Annotated in this window: 25 protein-coding genes and 1 riboswitch; of the genes, 8 read left to right on the forward strand and 17 right to left on the reverse strand. The window is 55.1% G+C overall.

Annotation, left to right across the window (positions count from 1 at the left end):
* Window positions 1-30: 30 nt before the first annotated feature.
* The 8 genes from ACR0BI_RS10295 to ACR0BI_RS10330 all read right to left on the reverse strand — a co-directional run bounded on the left by ACR0BI_RS10295 (window position 31) and on the right by ACR0BI_RS10330 (window position 6,708).
* Complete coding sequence (locus tag ACR0BI_RS10295; protein WP_480888629.1) at window positions 31-1,017, reverse strand: ThiF family adenylyltransferase; 987 nt, start codon at window positions 1,015-1,017, stop codon at window positions 31-33.
* Window positions 996-1,592 (reverse strand): thiamine phosphate synthase, encoded by a 597-nt coding sequence (locus ACR0BI_RS10300; RefSeq protein ID WP_170465689.1) that lies wholly within the window; start codon window positions 1,590-1,592, stop codon window positions 996-998. The genes ACR0BI_RS10295 and ACR0BI_RS10300 overlap by 22 nt, the downstream gene beginning before the upstream one ends.
* On the reverse strand, window positions 1,589-2,359 hold the full coding sequence (locus ACR0BI_RS10305; RefSeq protein ID WP_480562131.1) for a thiazole synthase: 771 nt from the start codon (window positions 2,357-2,359) through the stop codon (window positions 1,589-1,591). The genes ACR0BI_RS10300 and ACR0BI_RS10305 overlap by 4 nt, the downstream gene beginning before the upstream one ends.
* Window position 2,360: 1 nt before the next feature.
* Window positions 2,361-2,558, reverse strand: coding sequence for a sulfur carrier protein ThiS (thiS, locus tag ACR0BI_RS10310; RefSeq protein ID WP_170394182.1), 198 nt, complete (start codon window positions 2,556-2,558; stop codon window positions 2,361-2,363).
* Window positions 2,555-3,583 carry an FAD-dependent oxidoreductase gene (locus ACR0BI_RS10315; protein WP_170635915.1) on the reverse strand — a complete coding sequence of 343 codons (1,029 nt, stop codon included), beginning with the start codon at window positions 3,581-3,583 and terminating at the stop codon, window positions 2,555-2,557. The genes thiS and ACR0BI_RS10315 overlap by 4 nt, the downstream gene beginning before the upstream one ends.
* Complete coding sequence (gene thiD / locus ACR0BI_RS10320) at window positions 3,580-4,368, reverse strand: bifunctional hydroxymethylpyrimidine kinase/phosphomethylpyrimidine kinase (RefSeq protein WP_170561728.1); 789 nt, start codon at window positions 4,366-4,368, stop codon at window positions 3,580-3,582. The genes ACR0BI_RS10315 and thiD overlap by 4 nt, the downstream gene beginning before the upstream one ends.
* 79 nt (window positions 4,369-4,447) lie before the next feature.
* Window positions 4,448-4,548, reverse strand: a riboswitch (TPP riboswitch).
* Window positions 4,549-4,945: 397 nt separating this feature from the next.
* The gene (locus tag ACR0BI_RS10325) at window positions 4,946-5,641 is read right to left on the reverse strand and encodes an FkbM family methyltransferase (protein WP_170394188.1); all 696 of its coding nucleotides are present in this window, start codon (window positions 5,639-5,641) and stop codon (window positions 4,946-4,948) included.
* Between the two features lie 410 nt (window positions 5,642-6,051).
* Window positions 6,052-6,708 (reverse strand): glycosyltransferase family 2 protein, encoded by a 657-nt coding sequence (locus ACR0BI_RS10330; RefSeq protein ID WP_480562128.1) that lies wholly within the window; start codon window positions 6,706-6,708, stop codon window positions 6,052-6,054.
* Window positions 6,709-7,182: 474 nt separating this feature from the next.
* Between ACR0BI_RS10330 and ACR0BI_RS10335 the strand changes: the two genes are divergently transcribed.
* From ACR0BI_RS10335 to ACR0BI_RS10345, 3 genes are all read left to right on the forward strand, one after another.
* The gene (locus ACR0BI_RS10335) at window positions 7,183-8,055 is read left to right on the forward strand and encodes a hypothetical protein (protein WP_170423072.1); all 873 of its coding nucleotides are present in this window, start codon (window positions 7,183-7,185) and stop codon (window positions 8,053-8,055) included.
* Between the two features lie 522 nt (window positions 8,056-8,577).
* On the forward strand, window positions 8,578-9,708 hold the full coding sequence (locus ACR0BI_RS10340) for a glycosyltransferase family 61 protein (RefSeq protein WP_170611817.1): 1,131 nt from the start codon (window positions 8,578-8,580) through the stop codon (window positions 9,706-9,708).
* Window positions 9,708-11,318 (forward strand): glycosyltransferase family 2 protein, encoded by a 1,611-nt coding sequence (locus ACR0BI_RS10345; RefSeq protein WP_480562126.1) that lies wholly within the window; start codon window positions 9,708-9,710, stop codon window positions 11,316-11,318. The genes ACR0BI_RS10340 and ACR0BI_RS10345 overlap by 1 nt, the downstream gene beginning before the upstream one ends.
* Before the next feature lie 120 nt (window positions 11,319-11,438).
* On the opposite strand, the gene ACR0BI_RS10350 is transcribed toward ACR0BI_RS10345, so the two are convergent.
* From ACR0BI_RS10350 to ACR0BI_RS10365, 4 genes are read right to left on the reverse strand one after another with little or no spacing between them, the layout of a single operon-like run.
* A complete protein-coding gene (locus ACR0BI_RS10350; RefSeq protein WP_480562124.1) occupies window positions 11,439-12,221 on the reverse strand; it encodes a dimethylarginine dimethylaminohydrolase family protein in 783 nt (260 codons plus the stop codon).
* 3 nt (window positions 12,222-12,224) lie between these two features.
* A complete protein-coding gene (locus ACR0BI_RS10355) occupies window positions 12,225-13,829 on the reverse strand; it encodes a 5-guanidino-2-oxopentanoate decarboxylase (protein ID WP_480562122.1) in 1,605 nt (534 codons plus the stop codon).
* A complete protein-coding gene (locus ACR0BI_RS10360; protein WP_480562120.1) occupies window positions 13,826-15,010 on the reverse strand; it encodes a pyridoxal phosphate-dependent aminotransferase in 1,185 nt (394 codons plus the stop codon). Before ACR0BI_RS10360 ends, ACR0BI_RS10355 begins: the two co-directional genes overlap by 4 nt.
* Complete coding sequence (locus ACR0BI_RS10365) at window positions 15,007-15,663, reverse strand: TetR/AcrR family transcriptional regulator (protein ID WP_480502986.1); 657 nt, start codon at window positions 15,661-15,663, stop codon at window positions 15,007-15,009. Before ACR0BI_RS10365 ends, ACR0BI_RS10360 begins: the two co-directional genes overlap by 4 nt.
* A 77-nt stretch (window positions 15,664-15,740) precedes the next feature.
* Between ACR0BI_RS10365 and ACR0BI_RS10370 the strand changes: the two genes are divergently transcribed.
* From ACR0BI_RS10370 to ACR0BI_RS10385, 4 genes are read left to right on the forward strand one after another with little or no spacing between them, the layout of a single operon-like run.
* Window positions 15,741-16,538, forward strand: coding sequence for an ATP-binding cassette domain-containing protein (locus tag ACR0BI_RS10370; RefSeq protein ID WP_170407522.1), 798 nt, complete (start codon window positions 15,741-15,743; stop codon window positions 16,536-16,538).
* Between the two features lie 41 nt (window positions 16,539-16,579).
* Window positions 16,580-17,344: a transporter substrate-binding domain-containing protein gene (locus ACR0BI_RS10375; RefSeq protein ID WP_170394204.1), complete on the forward strand. Its 765-nt coding sequence runs from the start codon at window positions 16,580-16,582 to the stop codon at window positions 17,342-17,344.
* A gap of 9 nt (window positions 17,345-17,353) precedes the next feature.
* On the forward strand, window positions 17,354-18,106 hold the full coding sequence (locus tag ACR0BI_RS10380) for an ABC transporter permease (protein ID WP_170394206.1): 753 nt from the start codon (window positions 17,354-17,356) through the stop codon (window positions 18,104-18,106).
* A complete protein-coding gene (locus ACR0BI_RS10385; RefSeq protein WP_170625582.1) occupies window positions 18,103-18,900 on the forward strand; it encodes an ABC transporter permease in 798 nt (265 codons plus the stop codon). The genes ACR0BI_RS10380 and ACR0BI_RS10385 overlap by 4 nt, the downstream gene beginning before the upstream one ends.
* A gap of 182 nt (window positions 18,901-19,082) precedes the next feature.
* Here the strand turns inward: ACR0BI_RS10385 and ACR0BI_RS10390 are convergent, their stop codons facing one another.
* The 5 genes from ACR0BI_RS10390 to ACR0BI_RS10410 all read right to left on the reverse strand — a co-directional run bounded on the left by ACR0BI_RS10390 (window position 19,083) and on the right by ACR0BI_RS10410 (window position 23,646).
* Window positions 19,083-20,069 carry a zinc-dependent alcohol dehydrogenase family protein gene (locus tag ACR0BI_RS10390; protein WP_480562117.1) on the reverse strand — a complete coding sequence of 329 codons (987 nt, stop codon included), beginning with the start codon at window positions 20,067-20,069 and terminating at the stop codon, window positions 19,083-19,085.
* A gap of 83 nt (window positions 20,070-20,152) precedes the next feature.
* Window positions 20,153-20,998 carry an enoyl-CoA hydratase/isomerase family protein gene (locus tag ACR0BI_RS10395; RefSeq protein ID WP_480562115.1) on the reverse strand — a complete coding sequence of 282 codons (846 nt, stop codon included), beginning with the start codon at window positions 20,996-20,998 and terminating at the stop codon, window positions 20,153-20,155.
* Window positions 20,999-21,089: 91 nt separating this feature from the next.
* A complete protein-coding gene (locus ACR0BI_RS10400) occupies window positions 21,090-21,878 on the reverse strand; it encodes an SDR family NAD(P)-dependent oxidoreductase (RefSeq protein WP_480562113.1) in 789 nt (262 codons plus the stop codon).
* 12 nt (window positions 21,879-21,890) lie between these two features.
* The gene (locus ACR0BI_RS10405; protein ID WP_223118529.1) at window positions 21,891-22,856 is read right to left on the reverse strand and encodes an LLM class oxidoreductase; all 966 of its coding nucleotides are present in this window, start codon (window positions 22,854-22,856) and stop codon (window positions 21,891-21,893) included.
* Between the two features lie 13 nt (window positions 22,857-22,869).
* Entirely contained in the window at window positions 22,870-23,646 is a 777-nt protein-coding gene (locus tag ACR0BI_RS10410; protein ID WP_480562111.1) for a CmcJ/NvfI family oxidoreductase, read from the reverse strand.
* Window positions 23,647-23,753: 107 nt separating this feature from the next.
* On the opposite strand from ACR0BI_RS10410, the gene ACR0BI_RS10415 reads away from it, so the two are divergent.
* Window positions 23,754-24,665, forward strand: a complete 912-nt coding sequence (locus ACR0BI_RS10415; protein WP_480562109.1) for a LysR family transcriptional regulator — start codon at window positions 23,754-23,756, stop codon at window positions 24,663-24,665.
* Window positions 24,666-24,669 lie beyond the last annotated feature (4 nt).

A 24,669-nucleotide genomic window follows, 5' to 3' on the forward strand; every position in this document is an offset into this window, starting at 1 on the left:
CAGAAAATGTTTCAATTCGGTTTCCTCGTTTCAGTTGTTGTCACCAAGGGCCAGAAGCTTGATTTCGGGCCCGTTTTTCGTGGAAATCCGCATCGCCGCCTGCCAGGCCCGAAGACCGGAACGGCAGGCAAGGATGAGGCGTCTGTTGTTTTGCAAAAGGGGGTCACGCGGATCGATTTCATCGACACTGAGGCGCTGAGCCCCGGCCAGCTCCGGGCCAGTTTCATCTGCGGCGCGTAGGTCGATTACCAGATCGTCGGCCCGAAGCATCTCTTGCGCTATGAAGTCCGGCTCTGGTGCGGGATCCGGCGCGCCGTCAAAGCGAAAACCGCCAAAGCGCATGCTGGTGGCCTCATAGGTCACCAGACGCCCCATTGGCGTAAGGTCCCCGCTCAGCACCGCAACCGCGATCTGCGCTTGCAGACTGCCGATCATACCCACCGTCGGGCCAAGCACGCCATCGGCGTCACAGGAACCCAGCCTTGCAGGCAGATCCGGGAACAGCGCGCGCAGACCCGGAGCCTTGTGGCAGAAGCCCCCGACATAGCCCTCCGAGCCCACCACGCTGGCGCTGATCAGCGGCAAATCGGCATCAAGGCAAACATCCGAGGCCACATAGCTGGCGGCAAAACTGTCGGCACAATCCAGCACCAGATTGATGCCCTGACAAAGTTGCGAGGCATTGGCCGGATCAAAGCGGGTTTCGACCGGTTCGATCCGCACCTCATCATTCAGCGCCATCATTTCACGTGCTGCCACCTGCACTTTGGATTGCCCTATGTCGCGTTCACGGAACAGCGTTTGGCGGTGCAGGTTCGACAGGCTGATCTTGTCAGCATCAACCAAACGGATACGTCCCACACCGGCCCCGACCAGATATTGCAGCACTGGTGCGGCAAGCCCTCCTGCGCCAATCACCAGTACATGCGCGGTGCGCAGGTTTTCCTGCCCCGACGCGCCAAAGCCAAGTACAGCAATCTGGCGTGCATAGCGGCTCATAGGCAGATCCTTAGCCATTCGCGTACACGGGCTTCTGGGTCGTCCTTCAAGGTGATGTCGGTCACGGCGGACACGATGTCGGCCCCGGCGGCGAACGCACCCTGCGCGCGCTCGACCGACATGCCACCTATCGCCACAAGCGGAATAGGTCCGATCCGCGCCTTCCAGTCGGTCAGCTTTTCGACACCCTGCTGGTGCCATTTCATCTTTTTAAGAATGGTCGGATGAACGGGCCCGAGTGCCACATAGTCAGGCCGCAAAGCCAGCGCACGCTTAAGCTCTGCTTCGTCATGGGTTGAGACTCCAAGTTTCAATCCAGCAGCTCGGATCGCGTCAAGGTCAGCGGTATCCAGATCTTCCTGCCCTAGGTGCACCCAGTCGCAGTCTAGCTCAATCGCCAGTTCCCAATAGTCATTGACCACCAACAGCGCGCCGTGGTCGCGGCACAAATCCCGCGCCTCCGCCAACTGCGCGCGCACCGCATCCAGGGGATGTTCCTTGATGCGCAGCTGCACCAACCGCACCCCGAGCGGCAGCATTCGGCGCAGCCATGAGATGTCATCGAAGATCGGGTAGAACGACGGCAAGATCACAACATGGCCTTTCCAAAAACAGGGGTCGAGGGCGCGGCCATGTCGCGTGGTTCCATCGCATCGGCACCGAAGGCCAAAGCCCCCGCTTCGACCGCGCGCGCAAACGCTTCGGCCATCGCCGCCGGATCACATGCCTTAGCGACCGCCGTGTTCAGCAGCACCGCGTCATAGCCGATTTCGATGGCCTGTGCCGCCTGCGACGGCAGACCCAGCCCTGCATCGACCACCAGAGGCACCTCGGGGAAATGAGCCCGGACCGAGCGCAGGCCGTAGAGATTATTCAGCCCCAATCCGGTGCCGATCGGCGCACCCCAGGGCATCAGTACCCGGCAGCCTGCCTCGATCAGTTTCTCGCACAGCACCAGATCTTCGGTGCAATAGGGGAAGACGTCGAACCCATCGTCGGCAAGGATGCGCGCCGCCTCCACAAGGCCGAACGGGTCGGGCTGCAGAGTGTCGGCATGGCCGATCACCTCAAGCTTGATCCAGTTGGTCTCGAAAAGTTCGCGCGCCATCTGCGCCGTAGTGACCGCTTCGCGTACTGAGTAGCACCCGGCGGTATTGGGCAACACCTCGACACCCAAATCACGGATCAGAGACCAGAAATCCTGCCCGGCCCTTTCACCACCCGCCTCGCGACGCAGCGACACCGTGGCAATGCCTGCGCCCGAACGTCGAAACGCATCGGCGAGCACTGCGGGCGACGGATACTGCGCGGTGCCCAACATCAGGCGCGACGCTATTTCCTTGCCGTAGAATTCCGGCATGTCAGCCCCCCTGCCGCGGCGAAACCAGCTCGATCCGGTCCCCATCGGAAAGCATTTGCGCCGCACGTGTTGATGCCGGAACGAACACCTCGTTCACCGCCGTGGCCAGTTTGTCATTGCCTTTGCCTAGTTCGACCAGAAGATCGGCAAGGCTGGGGCCTTTGGCCTCGACGGCCTCACCATTCACCATCAGTTTCATGTGGTTCTCCCCGGTGTTTTGTGTGCGATTTTCGTGTTTTGGCAGTTCTCGTACCAAAGCGCGGGCTGCGTGCCGCAGGTCACCAGATCTGCCACCATCCCTGCCAACGCCGGAGCAAGCAGATAGCCATGGCGGTACAGCCCGTTCACCATGATGCGATCGTCGAAATGGCGGATGCGTGGCTGATTGTCCGCAAAGGCCGGGCGGGCATCGACTCCGATTTCCAGCAGCTCGGCTTCACCAAAGGCTGGATGCAACGCGTAGGCCGCATTCATTAGTTCCATCACGGATCGCAGGCTTGCGCGGCTGCGCTGCCCACTTTCGATCTGGGTTGCGCCCAACATGAATACGCCATCGCCGCGCGGTACGATGTAGAGCGGGAAACGAGGATGCAGCAGCCGCACGGGACGCGATAGCGACACGTCCGGGCAGCGCACGATGAGCATCTCACCCTGTACCCCGCGCAAGTCGCTCAGCCGATCCTGCGCGGCGAGACCACGGCAGTCGATGACCTGACCCAGCGTTTCGCCTGCAGTCAGAAACTCAACGCCCGAAGCCACCAGGTGTGCATGCAACCCGGTCAACATCGGGCGGGGATTGAGATGCGCTTCATTCGCGATGAACAACACCTTGCCGAATTGCTCGGCCAGATGCGGCTCGTGGAGCGCGATGCCCTCGCGGTCCAGCCATTCCACGCCTTCGGCGCGCCGTGCAAACGTCGTCAGCTCGCTCTGATCCCGGCCCAGAGCGACAACCAAGGTACCGTTCCGGGTCACATCCAGACCGAACTGCGCCCCCTGCTTTTGCCACCAATCCGCTGCTTTACGCCCGTGTTCCACAACGGGCTGTTCGGCGACTGCGCCCTCGCATTCCGGCGACAACATGCCCCCGGCCCACCAGCTGCAGGAATGCGTATTCACGGGACCTGCCGGGTCGATCATCCGTACGGAAACACCGCGTGACACCAGCTCGGCTGCAACGCAAAGCCCGGCAACCCCTGCACCCAGTATGGTGACAGCGCTCATGCCCACATCTCGTGAAAATGATGCACCGGGCCGTGGCCTTGTCCAATCTCCAACCCGTCGGCACGTTTTATTGCGGCGTGCAACCAGCCATGCGCCCGCCGCACCGCAGTCTCAAGATCCATGCCCCGCGCAAGGCAGCCCGCAATTGCTGCGGAATAACTGCAGCCAGTACCATGCGTGTTGCGGGTCGCGATCCGCGGTGCCCCCAGCGTGACAACGAACCCCGACTTTGCCAGCACATCAAGGCACTCAATGCCATCGGCATGGCCGCCCTTGATCAGAACCGCCTTAGGACCTAGCGCCAGCAACGGCGCAACCAGTCCGGCACTGTCGCCCTTATGGGTTTGTCCCAGCAGCTTGTCCGCCTCGGGCAGGTTCGGTGTCAGCAGGTCAGCGCGCGGCAGAAGATACTGCTTCAGCGCGGCAATCGCTTGATTTTCAAGCAGGGCGACCCCGGATTTCGCCACCATGACGGGGTCGAGGACGACAGGTCCGGAAAAACCTTCCAATGCACGGGCCACTGTTTCGACCAATGATGGCGTGCCCAGCATTCCGATCTTGATGGCGTCTATGCGGATGTCGTCCAGGACCGCCTTGATCTGAGCCGCGACCACATTGTCGGGTACCGGATGTACTGCGGTCACGTCACAGGTATTTTGCGCGGTTATCGCGGTGACCACGCTGCAACCGAACACGCCCATTGCGCCGAATGATTTAAGATCTGCCTGAATTCCCGCGCCGCCCCCACTGTCGGAACCGGCAATCGTTAATGCTGTCGCAACCATGGCACATCCCTCATTGTCATGGTCAGGATGTGCGTGGAAAGACCCGTAGCCTGCGTTGTGACACGAGTTGTGACACGGGGCGCCCGGTATGCCTGTTTCCTCCGCCGGTCCTAACCGGGTCAGGTTCAATGGGTTTGCAAGTCAGCATCTCAGCCCCGAGGGGCACCCCAACAGATGGTTACCGATTATTGATGAGATCAGGTCTCGTCAACAATTTTGTTGCACACAGTTTGGTGGTTGCGACCTCCCCTTGAGTATTTCGATTAACTCGGGGTTTTGGTGGTGTCGCAAAATGCTGGCGTTTCCAGATGCAATGACCGGAGAACGACACAATAAGACGGGGACATACAGCGCCGAAACCGTGGTCGTTTCATCAGCCCCGCGATCCGAGATCGAAGACAGAAACAGTTTTTTGAGATTCTGTCACAAGTTACTGCTCATAGATGCAGATAGTTGCAGCGCGTGAATTGCGATGGGCAAATTCAGGTCACAAGCCGGCCGACGTCTCATGTCAGGGCGCTCAACTGCCTTGGCCAATTCACCTAACCCGAAAAATGCCCATCGCAATGAAGAGGGCTCAGCCAAGATCTCGCGTGCAGGTCCAAACGACCCTCCAAGACAAATCGTCCAGCCGTAGAAAACCCGCGTTAGAAAGAATCCTTTTACAGGCCCGAACACCTTTGTGCCCATAAATGAGGCGATGAAATTCAATAACAATGGCTCGAATGCCCGACAGGTCCGCATTCCTCAAGAAATCCAGTTCCGCCCCCTCAATATCCATCACAAGAACCGTCGGAGCGAACTCTCGTTTCACCGCTTCGAAGTCCGCTTTAGCTACGCGCACTGATTTTGTTGATTCACCTTCATTATCAAAAACTGAAGACCCTAGATATGAAGCGTCAATATGAAACGGAATAGAGTCGGGATCCTTTGGATTGGCGCTTAGTATCGCATTCCGGACTTCGATCCGGTCTGAAAGCCCATTTAGGGCATGTAAACGACGGATGTGTGGAATTGGATTTGGATTGGCTTCAAAACTGAGAATAGCCTCTGGTTTGTTCTCGAGCGCGACAACACCACTCACGATACCCAGCCCGGCGCCCATTTCCAGAATACGATCCTCAGGTTGAACGACGCTCAAAGCGCCATCCATTTCCCAGCTTTCATAATTGTCCTGCTCGATCAGATTCATGATCGTTTCGTCCAGAAATGGCGATGAAGGTATCTTCAATCCACGGTACTGGATCGCAACATCAGGGTTCGTTTCGGTCATTCTTGCTCCATTCCAAGGATGAGCCGTCGGTAGATCATGTTTTGCATAAGGTCAGACTATTTGCATCAAACATCATGTCGGTAATCTCGCATAGAGGTCCGAGATATTCGTCTTCAGAACCTCGTTGAACCACTCAACCGACAAGTCAAACTCGTGGTCATGATAATAAGTATCCAAACGCCGGAAAGGGCGGACCTGCACATCATCGAGAAGACCATTACCCCTTAGTCTTTCTTCGGTGTCCTTGTCGTATTTTCAGATAATGTCATGAAGCTCTTGAACAGCGTTCATAGACGATAAATATTTCAGGAATTGGACCTGTTCATAGCAGAAATCGTTGCTGCCCTTCGGTGATTCATATGTGCGCATATCATGATATCTCAGCAATTTGAGCATCCAGTGGATTTCGGTCAGTCCGTCAAGGTGACAAATGACCGATTGTTGAGAACATATCGCTTGATGTTAGCTCTCCACCGCTGTGGCGCATGAACACCCAATTTGATGTTCTTCCCCGTTCGGGTGGCGCTTTTTCCGAAACGATGCGCACAAAATCCTCTGTCGCTGTACTTGAGTCGTTCTTCTCCGAATAAGCTTCGGGCGACATAGCCGCGGGTGTGCTTAGGCTTCAGCATAAGACCACCAAATAGTCCGGGTGTGGTGTCCTCGGTTGAAAACACACGCTCGCCATTAGGAATTGAAATCGTATCAACATCCGAGGGCAGGTGAGCAAGCTCTTGTGCAAAATCATCGGCTTGCAGATACTCATCCGCATCGAGGAAAAGCATCCAATCGACTTTTGCTTCTCGATAGGCTTTTGTCGCTATCAGCCTTTGGCGTCTGAAACTGTTTTCTGGATAAGTACAGTTCCAGTTCCTTCGAACAAACGTGTCATCCATCACTTCAACGCGACAGTTCGGTATCTGAGCCAGAAGTTGCCGCGCTTTCGGATCATCACCATCCAGAAAGATAAAGATCTCTTGCGCGCCGAGTGACGCATAATAGGAAGCAAATATAGCCACCAGCTCTGGCGGCTCTTTGACCATGGTAACGACACTCCAGGTGGCCATCTTCAAAGGAGTCCTGTGTTTGGGAAGAGCCAAATTCGCTGATTGCACGTCTTTAGAGTCACCGGCTTCCTCTATTGCCCAGTAAGTCTGGATTTGTGGCAACCTTGATCGGTGAATTTTCCGCCTTAAGCAAGAGCATCCTGAGGTCTTATTGGACGATCCGATTTAAGACAGTTTGGGTGATCTTGCGACCTTTGTCGGGGAGGACTGAGAAAACTGGACCAAAGTTGAGGTAACCAAACAATTTCCGCTTATTGCGAGCACCTAAAGTTTGATCGTTACCGCTCGTTCTTTTTCGCGAAACACAAAGGTGCGAGAATTCTGACTAACGGACCTGCGCTACAGACAGTTCATATTGGACGGTTGGGTCACCATCACAATTGCGGTTGTATCGGGATCATTAAACCAGTGGATCGAATACCGGAGCCATGCTAATGCGGAGCAAGCGAAAAATATAACGGGCATCGATCCAGCATGGATATTTCTCCAGTAATTTCATCGTTTTGGCATGGATCCAGTCTGACTTTTTTCGAGCAACTCTGCCTCAAAAGCTTTGTGGATCACGGCCATAAGGTCAAGTTGTACTCTTTGAATGAAATCACGAATACGCCACCGGGCGTTGAAAATGCGGATGCACGTATTTTCTTACCTGACCACCTGAAAATATGGCGAAACGAAAAGCGAAACAGCGCTTATGCCCCGTTGTCGGATTTTTTCAGGATCAACATGCTTCGGGAATCCGACGAAATCTGGATGGATTGCGATATGTTGTGTATGCAGCCGATCCCCGACATTCCGTATATTTTCGCAAAAGAGAAACGCTATTATAACAATGCGGCTCTCCGGCTGCCGCACAGTTCTCCAACATTGCAGGGTATGCATGACTTTATGAACGGGTCTGAGATCGTGATCCCCAATGACTGGCCGTGGAAAAAGAATATTGATGTTTCCATCGGCAAGTCCAATGAAGACGGCTCTTTCTCGGTACCGTTGGAAAACCTGTCGCAGCTGCCATTTTATACGTTCGGGCCTCAGGCTATCTCGTATTTCCTGGGCAAAAACGGTGAAGTCAAACACGCCCTGCCACCCGAGTCATTCTATTCCCAAGAACCTACGGCCATGCGCTTGAATTATTTCCGGCCGCGGTTTTCCCGCATATCGCTCAATGAAAACGCGTTGGGGGTTCATCACATTGGCGGCTCAAGCATGCGCAAGAAATACAATATGGACGGTGGGTTTCCTTTGCCGCATCCCAACAGCCAGGTCGCCAAGCTATGCAAGAAACATGACATCGATCCCTCTAAGGCGATGCCACAGGATGTGCTGAAGTCTGTTGACCAAGATTAAAATGTCTGGGCAAGTCAAAAGCGCCAGTCTGTGTCCAGGTTTGGGGCGATCGCAAACAATAACACTAGGTGTCATCTGCTAATACCGTAGTGCCAAGTTGTTTGGCGGACGGTTTCCCAACCGGCCATTGCATTGAGTACAACGGACAACAACTTGGCAATCAAAGTAATGGCGGTCGCTTCAGGCAAGGATGATAAACTGCGACACTGTCAACATATTCGATTGTCTTCCTACGGATAGAGCCTTTACTTTTTCTGGCGTAGAAATTTCACTACGATTACTTGCAGCGGCGCAGGTACGGCCATATCAGAATACTGGGGTGAATAGGGCCGAATGTTATGAAGCCCGAACACAGATCTTGGATTAATCTGGGGTCCAGTTTAAGGGATAGGCGAATGTCAAAGAAGCTGGCTACAGATCACAAGGATATTCGCCGATCATCTATCCCGGCCTTTAACACCAGAAGACCGACTAAAAGCATGTCTTTGTCGACCCGGTCGCTCTGACCGGGTGTGAACAAAGATGTCTACGCTTAACGATAATGATCTGAACCAACCTCCTCAGCCTGATCAAGGATGGTCACGTGAACTTGTTGCACTTGAGCGGGCTATCGTGGTTCCGCCCGCAGTCTCCGATACGGTGCAGGAAGCCGGTGTTCTGACTGAAGACCGGGAATATTGCGCGCATGGGGCGCTTTGGCGGGGAAAGCGTGCCATGACCACCCAACCGGTATCGCCAACAGTCCCTTTGCCGCAATTGTCGGGTCGCTGGCTTTATGCCGGGCTGTTATGGGTACACTTTGGTCATTTCCTGGCTGAAAGCACCGCACGTCTTTGGCCGCTGCCGGCAATCGCGAAGGATATTGATGGGGTCCTCTTTACCCCCAAGCGACCCGCCAATGGGGATGAAACACGCCCTATGCAGCATAATTTTTTTACGCTTCTGGGTATTGATCTTCCAATCAAAGTGGTGACCGAGCCAACTCAGATAGAATATCTGCATGTGCCCGGTCAGGGGTTTGGGCTGGGCCCGATTGTGGCGGGAACGCCTGAATATCGTGCCTTGATCCATCAAAATTTTGGCGCCGACGTTCCCCCTGATGGGCCGGAGCGGCTTTATATCTCGCGCGCAGGTCTTGGAATACGGCGGGGTGGCGTTATCGGAGAAGAGTTTCTCGAAGAGAATTTGCGCCAGAACGGGTACGAGATTTTCTATCCGGAACAACACCCGATGGAAAAGCAGATCGCGCGTTACAAAGCCGCCCGTCAGATCGTTGCACTAGACGGGTCGGCACTGCATCTTTTTGCTCTGGTAGGCCGTCCAGATCAGCAGGTTGCAATGATCCCGCGCCGCACTTCTTCGGTGCATCACAATATCTCAGCTCAGCTAGCGGCCTTTTGCGGGCAAGAGCCTTTAGTCGCCAATGCCATTCGCACCGATTGGGTATTGGCTTCGCGCGGTCGTCCCAACCGCCATTCACTTGGAGAGCTTGACATGTCCAGATTGCATAAAATGCTTGCCGATGCAGGATTTGTCTCACCTGATCTGGCCTGGGAAGAAATGTTCTGGCGGCAGCGGCGGCGAACCATCCGAAAACTGGAAAAAGCCCTTGGCGACCAGCTGGTTCCCATCCATCAAGAGCCCGCTGACTAATGCAGCTAATCCTGGATATACGCGACACAGCTCGGGATCAGGCGCGCCAAGCCAATGGGGTTGCGTCTGTTTTGAGTATCGATAATGCGGATTTGCAGCAGCAACTGGTTACGTTTGCGCAGATTACACGGCGAAGACGTGCAAAGGCCGAGCCGCCCGAATTTTTGCCCGCACTCGCTAGTGCGATTGCTAATGAGCGACCGTGGTTCATGCTTTTGGCCATGCCAGGGCTAGCAGAAAACCTCACCACGGAAGTCTCTGTTAGTCGAGTCCACGAAGTTTTGGGGCAATTGGCGGCCGACATCCTGATTTTGACTGATCTTGATTCAGGATCTGATCGCGCCAGAATTTGGGCCACACAATTTGGGGCCGATGCGATAGTTAACCGGATTGACTGGCCAGATGATCTGACTGCGCAGCCTCCTGCATTCTCTACCCTGGCCTCCTCTGCAAAAGAAGAATCCACTCCAAAAGAAGTGCTGCCATTTGCCCGTCGCTTCTTGCCGCGCAATGACCTGACCAGTTTTGATGAAAGTCAACCCATGGGTGACACGGTGCCGGTGGACCTAAGGCCGCCAGAGGGTACCAGCGGCACGGTGCTGATCGGTTGCATGAAAAACGAAGGCCCTTTCCTATTGGAATGGATTGCATACCATCAATCGATCGGTGTGCATCACTTTGTTATCTATACCAATGGCTGCGAGGATGGCACGGATCTGATGCTAGATGCGCTGGCCAAAACCGGTCTGGTCACGCATGTCGACAACAACAAATGGAAGGGCAATTCCCCGCAACAGTGGGCTCTGAACCAGTCTGCAAAGCTCAAGGTGGTCAAACGTGCCGATTGGGTTATCCATATTGATGTGGATGAGTTTATCAACATCCGCTTTGGTAACGGGACACTGCCGGAACTTTATAAGCGCCTGCCCGAGGGGGTCAGCAATATTGCAATGACCTGGCGGCAATTTGGGTCGGCCGGGATAAAGACCTACGAGGACAGGCCGGTCCTGGCGCAATTTGACCGATGCGCTGCGTCATATCTGCCCAAACCGCATACCGCTTGGGGCTTCAAGACCGCCACCAGGAATATTCGTGCCTATCGTAAACTAAGCTGTCACCGGCCCAATAAGCTGAAAGAAGCAAAAGCCGAACAGGTGCTATGGGTCAATGGATCGGGTCAGGATATCACGCACAAAGTGGCAAAGAATGGCTGGAGATCCGATATCAAGACCATCGGTTATGAACTGGTCCAGCTAAACCACTACGCACTAAGATCTGCGCAGTCTTTCTTGGTCAAGCGTCAACGCGGACGGGCCCTGCATGTGGATCGCACTGTCGGGCGCAACTATTGGATACGGATGGATTGGAACCAGTATCAGGACGTCACTATCCAACGCAACCTGGCCAGATTGTCAGTGGCGATGGAAGCGTTGCTAGACGTTCCTCAGATTGCGCAGCTACACGAAAAAGCCGTCGCCTGGCACCGGGCTAAGATTGAGTTTTTGATGGATGAGCCCGAGTTTCGCAACCTTTATGACGAGATCACCAGCATCGAACTTGAGGATTTGCAACGGATCCGCGCCATCATAGATGCGGATATGCATAGCTGACTTGTCCTGCCGCGATGAACAGATTCATAGAACGGCCCCGGCTGTCGCAGATAGCGCGCGGCTTGATATTCATTCGCCAACTAAAAGACCGCCGATAACCAAAAGTTGGTGAATAACCCTTCAAAGTCTTAGCGAGAGACATGACATGCCGCCATCCAGCTTGGCGCAATCGGTGTTGTCAATTTCTACGATCTCATACCCTTCACGATCCAACATGTCTGCTGTGCGCGAGAAGCCTGCGGCCATCAGCACCAGATTGTTGAAGCGGATTGCGTTGGCAGCAGCTTCTTCCCCATCAGCAACATGAAGCACTCGGTAGCCCTCAAAGCAGCCTGATGCATCAAGTCTTCGGGTAGACAGGATTGTTTCGGCATCCATCAGTGAACAATCTGTCTTGAAGTGTAAAACGCCTTCCGGTGTAAACACCTCGCGCAGTTTGTGGCCCCACGCGGAAGTGATTTTAGCCAGCTCGGCGACACCCTCAGCGTCCGTGCGGTCTGATCTGCCCACCAAAATTTCGCGGCCAGTTAAAAGAATATCTCCGCCCTCGATATGGCCGGGGCCGTTGATTTCCAGAACCGTCTCGTAGCAAGCGCGAAGATTTGGCGCCATTTCTGCCACCTCACCCATCCGCGATGGTGCGCCTGGTCGCATCAGCACAGCGCCTTGCGGCAGGCAAAGGGCCGTATCCTCGACAAACTGTGCGTCGGGGAACGCGTCAAGGGGATCAAGTTCGATCACTTCAGCCCCGGTGCTTTTCAGTGCAGCCACATAAGCCTTATGTGCCGCCATCATTCCTTCGAAATCGGGGTTTCCAATATCCTTTGCACGCAAACCGCCGGCAATGGTCGCAGCCGGGCGGCGGGTGATGGCGCGGGAGAACTCAAAGGTCGGGTCTGACATGTTTCAATCTTTCTGAGGTTCACATTTCGGAGCGATGACTTCGATCATTGCTGGCCCATCTAAAGCGACAGTTTCGCGCAACGCCTGCGCGACAGCCTGTGGTTCGGCCGGAACCTTGGTGAATGGAATGCCAAAAGACTTGGCTGATGCAGAAAAATTCGGGGGCGAAGGATCGCAACCTATGACGGTCACACCCACATCCCGCATCGACGCGGCAATTTCCTGGTATCCATGATTGTTCCAGATCACGAAGGTGACCGGCAGGTTTTCATCTGCTGCGGCCATGATTTCAGGCAATGAAAACTGGGCACCTCCATCGCCGACAATGCAGATCGCCCTTGCAGTCGGATCGGCGATCGACGCGCCGATGGCAGCGGGTATCCCGTAGCCGAGCGCGCCATATCCCGTTGCAGCGTTGAACCAACCCCCGGCCCGGTCGTGGTCATAGAAAAGATTGCCGGCATAAATTGGTTGGGTAGAGTCTCCGACCATCATTGCATTCGGAACTGCCGAGCGAATGGCGTTCAGGATTTCGACCTGATGGCGATAGTCCGGACCTATTTCCTCCCAGGCGGCGCGGCGTGTTTTGCTGGCGCGCTCGGCACCGTCGTCTTGCTTGGCCTCATTGGACAATGCCCCAAACAGCGCCGGTACAACCAAATTAACGTCACCTTGAATGGTAAGCGCTGCCTCATGTCGCGCCAGTTGATCGCTGCAGCGATCCACCCGGATCAGGCCTGACCTTCCTGCTATTTGCTCGGTGGCGTACATGTCATAGTCGGTTGGCCCCAATTCGGTTCCCAAAGCCAGAACGCAATCAGCGCTTTCAATCAGCTCGCGTACTGCTTTGAGGCTCGGGCTGGCAGGAACGGTCAGTGGATGTCCGTGCATCAGGCCCCGTGCGTTGACGGTTTGCACGACGGGGGCATCGAGGGTTTCAGCCAATGTCTGTAAATCGGTTTCCGCTTTTTTCGCGCCACCGCCCGCCAGAATGACAACTCGATTTGCTTTAGCCAGTTGCCTTGCCGCTTGTGAGATTAAATCTGGATTGAACGGGGGTGCTGGATCGAGCGTCTCGACTGGTGTTTTTTGATATTTTTCTGCTGCTACATCCAACGGGATCTCTATATGCACCGGCCCTGGGCGACCATTGGTAAGGTCGTGAAAAACACGGTCCAAGACCGGGTCCAGAGCGTTGGAGTCGGGAACTTGTTCTGACACCAACGCAACTGTTCTGGCCAGCCCCAGTTGGTCTGGCAATTCATGCAGATGTCCCAAGCCCTTGCCAAGTGAAGCGGTTTTAATGACACCAGAGACCACCAACATCGGAATTGAATCAGCGCGCGCCTGCGCCATCGGTGTCAAGGTGTTGGTCAATCCGGGGCCGGTGATCACAAAGGTCACACCCGGTTTCCCCGAAACACGCGCGTAGCCATCAGCCATGAAACCAGCACCCTGTTCATGCCTGGGCGTGATATGACGAATGCCCGAAGTCGCAAGACCGCGGTAAAGTTCGACCGTGTGAACGCCCGGAATTCCGAAGACGCAGGTCACATCTCTTTGGCGAAGCTTGGCAACCAAAGCTTCACCGATTGTCATTCCGCTCATGCAACCTCGCGTGATTTGCTGTTGGCGTGATCAATGATGCGTGAAACCGCTGTGGCAAAATCGGCGTCACTAATCGTCAGCGCGACCCGGACCCAGTCTTTCAGACCGTCGCCAAAGGCGGACCCTGGCATGACAGCCACCCCGGCCTGTAACAGATCCCACGCATAAGCTTCGCCATCAAACCCGGTGGCAGAAACGTTGATGAGGGCGAACATTCCCGCCTCTGGGCGATGAACCGTCAGATCCGTTTCTGCTTCAAGACGATCAGCCAGCAGGGTGGCGCGGCCAGAGAAACGAGCGGCCATGCCGGGGGCAACCTCGGACCCGTCGCGGATTGCCTTTTCGGTCATGTCCGCGATGAAGGGCTGATTGCCAAAGAGCATTGTTTCGGAATACGGCAGCAGCGCTTCACAAAACGCTGCTGGTCCGACACACCAACCGCTACGAAACCCTGGGGCAGCATGTGATTTCGAGATGGATGATACACCTATGACACGATCCGCCAGTTTCGGGTCAGCCAATGGTGAAGCAAATTCGGCCTCGTCAAAGATCAGTTCTTCATAGACCTCGTCCGAGATGATCCATAAATCGTGCGCCATGGCGAGCTGCCCGATTTCGGCAATTTCCGTGGTAGTCAGAATTGAACCTGTCGGGTTGTGTGGCGTTGTCAGAAGAATGGCGCGGCTGCGTGGAGTGATGCGTGCAGCAATGTCTTCGGCTTGCATGCGAAACCTGTGCTCTGGCCGAAGCGGCACAGGCACCATATCCGCCCCGGATGCACGCACGACTCCTTCGTATGTCGCGTACATCGGATCACCAACCAAAACTTCGTCTCCGGCCTCTGCAATCCCGGACATCACTGCGAAAAGGGCGGTTTGCGTCCCGGGAAAGCACAAAAAGTTCTCGGGTCCGAAGGGCCGCCCACGAGAGGCTGAATAGCGAGAAGCAAGCGCGTCAAGCAGTCCGGCTTCACCGCGCCCGTTGGAATACCCTGTCCGTTGTGCCCGCAAGGAGGTTACGGTAGCTTCTACCAATGCGGCTGGCACGGGCACATCCGGTTCTCCAATCGTCATTTCGACGATATCCGCTCCGGCTTTGATAAGGTCACGTGCTTTCAGGTGTACACCCCATTTGGCACCACCCAACCCCGCTAAACGCACAGTCACAGATGTTGTCTTCATGGCTGCTCCGCCTCTTTGTTTAATGGTATCCCTAAGATGGCGCTTACCGAGTCCAAGCCGATCTGCGCCAATTGCCCTTCGGAAAACGCGTCCGGAAGCGCACCACCTTCCAGCCAAAGGCCGTCGATTACCGCGTTGCAAGCAATGGCCAGTTGCGTTGCCTCCGTTGCAGCAACTGAACGTCCGGTTTCCAGCAATGCGGCGACGATCAGCTCCTCGAGGTGACCCCGGAAATAGTTATAGGTCTGCTGGTGAATGCGCTGCATTTTTGAATCATGTTGCACCTTGTTCAGAAAGCTGGCCCACAACGCCACGGCGCTTGGATCAACGATTGGTGGTCGCAGCGATGCGTCAACGAAGTTGGTCAACTGAGATACCGCGCTTCCCATTCCTGACGAAGCTGCTGTCTGATCGGTTAGCGTATTCATGTGGTGCTCATACGCCGCCTGGACCAACTCTTCCTTTGAAGAGAAATAATGACGGATCAACCCTTGGGTCACGTTCGCGCGGGCTGCAATCTCACGCACCGTGGCACCGCGGACGCCCATCTCGACGATCAGGTCCAAAGTCGCCAATATCAGCGCCTCGCGCCGAAACTCAGCAGACTCACGTTTAAATTTGCGGCTGTCGTCCTGCACGTCAGTGTCATCCATGGCATGGAGTTATTATACACTTGCATAATTGCGAGATTCGAGGCTTACTGCAAGCTGAAATCAGAAGATTGTTAGATATGGACACAGCCGAAGCAGCATCACCCACACCCGAAGCCACTGCGTCCATTGAGGCGATAAAGATTGAGGACCTGCACAAATCCTTTGGTGCGCTAGAGGTCCTGAAGGGTGTGTCCCTGACTGCCAACAAGGGGGACGTTGTCGCAATCATCGGGGGGTCAGGCTCGGGCAAATCCACCATGCTGCGCTGTATCAACTTCTTGGAAACGCCGAGCTCGGGAAAAATCACCATAGGCGGTGAATTGGTTGAAATGCACGCCGATGGTAGCCCCGCGAACCGCCGCCAGATCGAGCGTATACGAACGCGGCTGGCAATGGTTTTTCAGCAGTTCAATCTGTGGACGCATCGCACGCTTCTGGAGAACGTGATCGAAGTGCCGATACATGTCCTAAAGGTGCCAAAGGCAGAGGCTATCTCGCGGGCGCACGACCTGTTGAAAAGGGTAGGGCTTGGTGACAAGGCCGACACCTTTCCGGCCTATCTATCTGGCGGTCAGCAACAGCGCGCCGCCATTGCCCGTGCGCTTGCCGTAGATCCTTCGGTGATGCTTTTCGATGAGCCCACATCGGCGCTGGACCCCGAGTTGGTCGGCGAAGTTTTGAACGTGATCCGTGATCTCGCTGGTGAAGGACGCACCATGCTGCTCGTCACCCATGAAATGAAATTTGCGCGCGAAGTTGCCAGCCACGTTGTCTATCTTTTCGAAGGCCGCATTGAAGAGCAGGGTCCACCTGCCGAGGTCTTCGGTAATCCAAAATCAGAGCGGTTGAGGCAGTTCCTCAGCTCGGTCGCCTGATTCAGTCAAAACAAACTAATGAACCAAAAGGGAGTAACAAAATGAACCTTAAGAAACTGCTTGCGTCCGGAGTTGCCGCCGCCATCCTTTCAGTTGGTGTCGCCAGTGCCGAAGAGGTCAAGATCGGTATCGCGGCTGAACCTTATCCACCATTTGCTTCGCTTGACAGCTCAGGCAACTGGGTTGGATGGGAGATCGATGTTATCAATGCTGTCTGTGCAGCTGCCGAACTGGACTGTGTTATAACGCCTGTAGCCTGGGATGGTATCATCCCATCGCTGACCGGGCAGCAAATCGACGCCATCATGGCCTCTATGTCGATCACCGAGGAGCGGCTGAAAACCATTGATTTCAGCGATCCTTACTACAACACACCCGCTGTAATCGTTGCGGACAAATCGATGGATATCGAAGCGACACCCGAGTCGCTGGCGGGTAAAGTTGTCGGCATTCAGGCTTCGACCATCCACCAGGCCTATGCGCAGGAATATTTCAAGGATGCTGAACTGCGGGTTTATCAGACACAGGATGAGGCCAATCAGGACCTGTTCGCAGGCCGTATTGATGCAACTCAAGCAGACAGCATCGCAATGGCCGACTTTGTAAACTCGGATGCGGGCGCTTGCTGTGAAATTAAAGGCGCCGTTGCAGATGATCCCGCTATTCTGGGACGCGGCGTTGGGGCTGGCGTGCGCAAAGGGCAAGATGACCTGCGTGAGGCGCTGAACAAAGGCATCGCCGCAATTCTTGCCGATGGCACGCACGAGAAGATCACATCGAACTATTTCTCGGCCAGCATTTACTAAGCCGCTGCCGTGAACGGACTGTTGGATTCACTTGGATTGGCGCAGAGCGCAGAGCTTTTGTCGCTCTCGCCGCCGGGATGGGGGGCCAATCTGCTGCGCGGATTGGCCCACTCATTGCAGATCGCTTTCGGCGCTTATGCCCTCGGTCTCGTGATCGGATTGTTCGGAGCTTATGGCAAACTCTATGGCGGGAAGGTCACGCGCGATCTTCTCGCCATCTATACGACGGTGATCCGGGCTGTGCCCGAGCTGGTCCTGATCCTGATCCTGTATTACGTGGGATCTGACATCATAAACAAAATCTCCGCCGCAATGGGCGGGGGTCGGGTTGAGGTCAGTGGTGTTGGCGCAGGCATATGGGTGCTGGGTGTTGTCCAGGGTGCTTACGCGACCGAGATTTTGCGCGGCGCAATTCAGGCGGTTCCGCCCGGTCAGATCGAAGCCGCCAAATCCTACGGTATGCCCGCCTTCATGACCATGCGCCGCGTGACAATCCCGGCCATGATGAGCTTCGCCGTGCCAGGTCTTGCCAACCTGTGGCTGATTGCAACCAAAGATACCGCGTTGCTCGCTGTTGTGGGTTTCAACGAGCTGACACTGGAAACCCGCCAGGCTGCAAGCAGTACACGCGCCTATTTTACTTTCTTTCTGGCAGCGGGATTTCTTTATCTCATGGTAACGCTATGTTCGGGCGGCATCTTCGCTCGGATTGAGAAATGGGCGCGTCGCGGCCAACCCTCTCTGAAGGGAGGGGGCAGATGATTGATTTCAGATCGTTGATGCAACCACATCGCATTGTGATGATGCTGATATTCGCTGGAATCGTTGTCTGGTGCGCCGTCTCTCTTCAGTGGGACTGGATCCCGAAATATGCGCCGCTCGCCCTTCAGGGCATTTGGACGACAATCTGGCTGTTGGTGGTCACCGTAGTTTTGGGTTTCCTACTCGCCGTTCCACTTGGATTGGCACAGGCGGTTGGGCCTTGGTATCTTGCCGCCCCGGCCAAGGCATTTTGCACTATCATCCGTGGCACACCGCTGCTGCTGCAACTCTGGTTATTGTATTATGGGCTTGGGTCTTTGTTTCCGCAGTTCCCCTGGATACGCTCTTCCGAGTTGTGGCCCTATTTGCGACAGGCCTGGCCATATGCAGTACTGGCGCTGACGTTGTCCTATGCCGGCTACGAAGGAGAGGTGATGCGCGGTGCCTTCAAAGGGGTCGCCAAGGGCCAGCTTGAGGCAGCCAAGGCATTTGGCATGCCACGTTTCACCATGTTTCGCCGTATCTGGTTGCCGCAGGCTATCCGCAACGTCCTGCCGACATTGGGCGGTGAAACCATATTGCAGCTCAAAGCAACTCCATTGGTTGCGACGATCACTGTCGTCGACATTTACGCCGTGTCTTCACGTGTGCGCTCCGACACTTTCATTATTTACGAGCCGCTCATCCTGTTGGCCGTATTCTATATTCTCGTCGCGGGCGTGATCGCATTTGGTTTCCACTGGCTGGAAGTAAAGGTTCTTGGGACTGGAAACCGCAATGGCGGTATCAGTTAATATCGCCAGCAGCGGAGGGGATCCATGTGCTGCGTCAGCTCCGACCAGTGCTTTGAGTTCATAGCAATCTGAGCTGCAACTTGGATTCAGCTTGGCTGAGTACTGACGGTCGATATCAATATCAGGCCATACTGGAATGGTGCGCAATTATATCTCTACGCACCAATCCCGACCGGTTCCGTTCACAGCTCTACAACAACTTTTCCGACCGCCGCTCCGTTTGTCAGGTGCTCATAGGCTGCATCGACATTGGTCCACCCAAACCTCTGTTCGTCAACAATTGGTTTGAGTTGGCCCGCATCCGCCATTTCCGCCAGAGTTTTCAGGATGTCACCATGGGATTGACGCCCGACATCATGCATCATCGGGATCAGCATGAAGACGACGTGCAGAGACAGACCTTTGAAATGCACAGGTGTCAGATCAATCTCGACCATCGCGACGGTTGAGGCGACTTGGCCATTGAGCTTGGCCGCTTCGAACGAGTTCGTCATGTTAGGCCCACCCACGCTATCAAACACCACATCGAAGCCCACGCCATCAGTGTGTTCGGCCACGTAGTCCTCGACCTTTTGGGTTGTGAAATCCAGCGGGCGCGCACCGAGACCCTCGATCAGGGCTAACTGATCCGCTCCACGACCTGTTGCCGACACGGTTGCGCCAAGGTGGCGCGCAACTTGAACGGCAACATGACCAACGCCACCAGCACCGCCTTGAACCAGAACGGTTTGCCCTTCGCCGACACCGGCGCGCGTCAATCCTTCGTAGGCGGTGATGCCTACGAGAGGCAGCGCCGCGGCTTCTCGCATGCTCAGCGTCTTGGGTTTGTGTGCAATCAGGCGGGCATCCGCATTGATGTACTCGGCTAGCGAACCAGGGAGGTCCATCAAACCACCGGCGCAGCCATACACCTCATCGCCTATGGAAAAACCTGTAACACCTTCGCCAACGGCTGTGATCGTGCCAGCAAAATCCATGCCAAGGACCGCGGGCAAATTTGGGGACAGAGGTAGATCCGCGCCCATGCTTCGGATCATTGTATCGACGGTATTGACGCTGGTCGCGGCCACTTTGACGACTACATGCCCAGACGTTGCGACCGGTTCGAGCATTTCTACAAGCTCGAACGGTGCATCGGGTCCGTAGTCGTTCAGAACCATTGCTTTCATTGGGATATTCCTTTTTTTGACGAAGTGTCAGGCGCGGCATTGAACAGCGCACGCCTGACGTGATCATTGTGTTGGAGGACGGATCAGTTGATATCCTGAACCTGCATAACCAGATCGCCCCACTTGCGCTGGTTTTCGATGTCGTGTTCCAGACCCTGTTCATCCGCGATGGTGAACCGTTTGACCGCCGGGGTTTTGCTTGTGGCCTGATACAGCCAATAGGCTTCGGCCTTCAGCGCTTCATCAATTGGTTTGTCAATGGATTCATAGACCATCTGCTTGCAGGCATTGATCGACTCTGCCGGGAATTTTGCGATCCGCTCGGCGAGCGCTGTTACATACGGGCCAATCTCATCTGGCTCCAAAGCCATGTTTATGGTGCCCAGACGTTCTGCATCATCCGCATCGTAGTCTTGTGCGCTCAGGATGATCTCAAGCGCTTTTCCAAGGCCGGTTTGACGTGCCATGCGCGAAGCACCGCCGCCGCAAGGCAGGATGCCCATTCCAACTTCCATCTGCATGAACTTGTACTTACCCCGCGCCGCAAATCGCATGTCGAGCGCCAACGCCAACTCGTGTCCGCCACCACGTGCGAACCCTTCCAGCTTTGCGATGGTGGCTTGTGGCACATTGCTGATCCGCTCGCAGACCGATTGAAGGTCCAAAAGCTGTGCGTCCTCCCGGGATACGGCCTCAGTCGACATATCCTTGAGCAGCTCGGTATCGTAGTGGCAGACCCAGATTTCCGGGTTGGCGGACTGAAAGATCACGACCTTGGTTTCGCGGTCTCGCTCTAGCCGCATGGCCAGACTGTTGAGGTCGGCCAGCATTTCCTGGCCTTGCACGTTTACGGTGCCAAAGTTGAATGTGACTGTTGCGATGCCGTTTTCAACAGCAACGTCAAAGGTTTGAAAGTTCTCATATTTCATCAGACAGTCCTTTCTTGGGCCTCGACGCGGCACACGCGAGGGGTAAGGGAGGTTAAAGTTGGAAGCGCGTCTGGATTTAGCGCAGCGCGGGTCAGTTGATCTGGTTAATCAAACCTCTGATCGAGTTCATGACGTCGGCAACATGTGCTTTGTCCAGTGCTGCGGCATGTGGATTCGCGAAGGCACCGCTGTCATTGTCAAAATAGGCACCTGACGCATCAGCGAACCGATCACCCAATGCTGCGTCAATCAGGATATCAGCGCCGATGTTCATATCGTTCCCGGCTAGGCCGAATCCTTCTTTCACCATCTTTGAGGCCAACAGCGATCCCGGATTTACCGCGACCATGACGGGTGCATCGGACAGAGATTTGGCCCATTCCCGGGTCCAGATGGTGATCGCCAGCTTGCTTTGCGCATAAGCCTCCATATCAGCCAGCGGGACACTACCCTCCAGTGCATTAATATTCACCGGGGCCTGCGCTGCCGATGACAGGTTCACGACGCGCCCGTCAGCGGGAATGATCGGCATCAGCAATTCTGTGAGCAGATAGGGTGCGAGTGTGTTGACGACAAAGCGGATGTCCTGCCCATCCGCAAGCACGGTTTGCGGAGCTTTCAGCACACCTGCATTGTTGATCAACACGTCCAGTTTGTCATGTTTGGCCTTTACGCTTTCAGCCAGTTCTCGCACTGCGGACAGATCGCTCAGATCAGCGGTATAAGATTCGACATCGCCGCCGACGTCGGTGGCAGCGCTGCCCAATTTGGAGGTACTGCGTCCATGCAGAAGTACTTTGTGTCCATCGGCGGCCAGCTTCTTTGCCGTGAGCAAACCAATGCCGTCGGTTGAACCTGTAATGAGTATAGTCTTGGTCATTGATCTGATCCTTTAGGAAAAGTCGGGCAGTACGGTATCCGCCAAGTGTTCGAGGGTCGTATCGATGGGCGCTTGATTGAACCGTAGGTTCAGTGCAACGTGATTGACCCCAAGCGTTTCTATTTCACGTAGATAGCTACGCAGGAAATCGGTGCCAGACTGAAACCCAAGATGGATCGGGCGCGGTGGTGCGGCGTGATCGGCAACGACATCGATATACAGGGATTGCATGACAGGCTTGTCTGGCTGGCCCGCTTCCTTCCCGCGCCTCCGATAGTCCGCAATAACCTGCCTTTGAGCAGTCGCATTGCGCGGATAGGTCATCCAACCATCGCCGTTCTGCGCCACCCAATCGGGGGATTGCTGGCTACCACCCGTAATAATCATCGGCAGGCGGGTCCCATGCGGCTTTGGCAGCAGGTCAATCCCGCCAGACAGCGTACCCTGTGCACTTTCACGCTCGGGATAGTCCAATCCAACGGCGCGGATGTAGTCAAAGCTGTCGCGGAAACGTGCCCCGCGGTCATCATAGCTCTGGTTCATAGCCGGATACTCCTCAGGCCGGTCCCCGGAGGCTACACCCAAGAGCAACCGTCCGCCCGAGAGCACGTCCGCGCTCGCCGCCGCCTTGGCTACATGAGCGGGGTGACGCAATGGCAAGATCACGCTCGCCGTTCCAAGGGCAATTCGGTCCGTCACCGCAGCAAGCGCACCCAGATAGACAAATGGATCGAAAATCTGTCCTGCATCACCAAAGCTTGGAACGTTGAATGGCACGTCGCGCAGCCAAAGTGATGCAAACCCGAGGTTCTCTGCTTTCCGAGCCGCTTCCAGATGATCCCGAAGCGTCGGCTCTGCACCGACTGCATATGCTTCGAGCGGCAACACAAGGCCAACGCTCAGCCGTCCCGGTCGAAATACCCGGTTATAGGCCACGTTGATTTGGGCAAAATCAGCAGGCTGCATTTTATCCAACATGTCCGGCTCTCCTTTAATAGCGCACCAATGTGCGGCTCTCGATGCTTTTGCGAATGGTGTTGACGTTTGAATCTTCGACCATATCAAGCGCACTATGCGCGATCGACGGAGCACCTTGATTGTCATAGATGTTGAAGATCGCGACCTCATCCGGCGTCATCTTCGATTGATAAATCCATTCATGCCTGGGGTTTCCTACCAGCCCCATTATTTGCCCATTGCGGTCGGGATAAATCAGGTCCAGCAAAATCCAATCAGACGGTTCAACTGATGACGGGCGAACAAAGCCCAGGGGTGCTGAGTTGATAGGATGATCCACAGGGCGCCACACATTAACAAAAGCATAGTGACTGCGCGCCCACTCCGCTGCGGCCTCGGCACCCAAAAGATCGACAAGCCGCTGTTCGGCTCCGTCCTTGCTATAGTCACTGTGGACGTTGCGCGCGGGTTTGCGCGTCGCTCCTGGGTCATCTATCCGAACCGTGTGATCAAAAACCACAACCTCGCGCGCACCTAACTTGTACGAGAGCATTGCCGTTAGTTCCGCATCGTATGTCGGTTTCCAGACCTCGCCGGTAAAATCTTGTACCTGCGTTTCCAGCAGCGCGAACTCAACAGCATCAGACGCAAATGTAACTGTGTTGCTCGTGGTGCGGGCATCTGTCAATGCAACAGCCGTGCTGGCCAGTTCGGGCGAAATCAAATTACCAGCAATCCCGCCTGCATCTAGTTCAAAGGCTTGCCGCCAGGGCTTGTGAACGTGGTAGTTGACTGTGGCTGTCCGCGTCATCTGCATCTCCTTCCCATGCCGAGTTGCATCCATGAAGGGGATTTAACGCTAATCTATTTGCGTATAAACTGCCCATTTATGGATTGATAATTCGGGTTTGCGATATAATGGGGCTTGATACAGACGCGCTGAGATTGTTTGTAGCGGCGGCAGAAAGGCTGAACATCAGTGCGGCGGGGCGCGCTTTGGGCATGGCTCCAGCTGTCTCGAGCGCAAAGCTTGCCAAGTTGGAGCAAAGCCTGGGTTCCGAACTGTTACATCGCACAACGCGCAAGGTGTCGCTGTCTGTTGAAGGTGCCGATTTCCTGCCCTTCGCCCGAGAGATTATTGCGCAGGAAGAGGCAGCACTTACGGCGTTGGGCAAACAAACAGCGACCATCCGCGGTACATTGCGCTTCGCTGCGCCCAGCACCTTTGCTCAGCTCTACATTGCTCCAATCCTGCCGAAATTTCTTCAACAGCACCCCGATCTGACGCTCGATTTGCGCCTATCGGATGTGCAGTTCGATCTTATCGAGGGGAGTTACGACCTTGCACTAAGAAATGCGCCGCTTGTCGACACCAGCCTGAAAGGCCGAAAATTGGCTGATGACCGACGCATACTGTGCGCCGCGCCGCACTATCTTGACACATACGGCACACCTAAAACACCTGCCGATCTGAAAAGCCACCACCTGATCGCTTTCCAAAATCGCCAATTGCGCACGCTAACGGGTAAGGCAGGTGAGAAAACCGCATTTGACCCAGCGATGGCTAAGGGTCAATTGATCATAGACGACGGCCAAAGCCAGGTCTGCGCCACTCTGGCCGGCGCCGGAATATCCCTAAACGCACTATGGAGCGTGTATGATCACCTGAAATCGGGCCGGTTGATGCAAATTCTGCCAGACTTTGAGGCTACGGAAGACAATGTTCTATGGCTTATCTATCCCAAGTCCAACGTATTATCTCCCAAAGTTCGGGTATTCATGGATTTTCTGATCACAGAGATTGGCTCAAATCCACCTTGGGAAACATGATCCC

Source organism: Ruegeria sp. E5, from assembly GCF_056534105.1.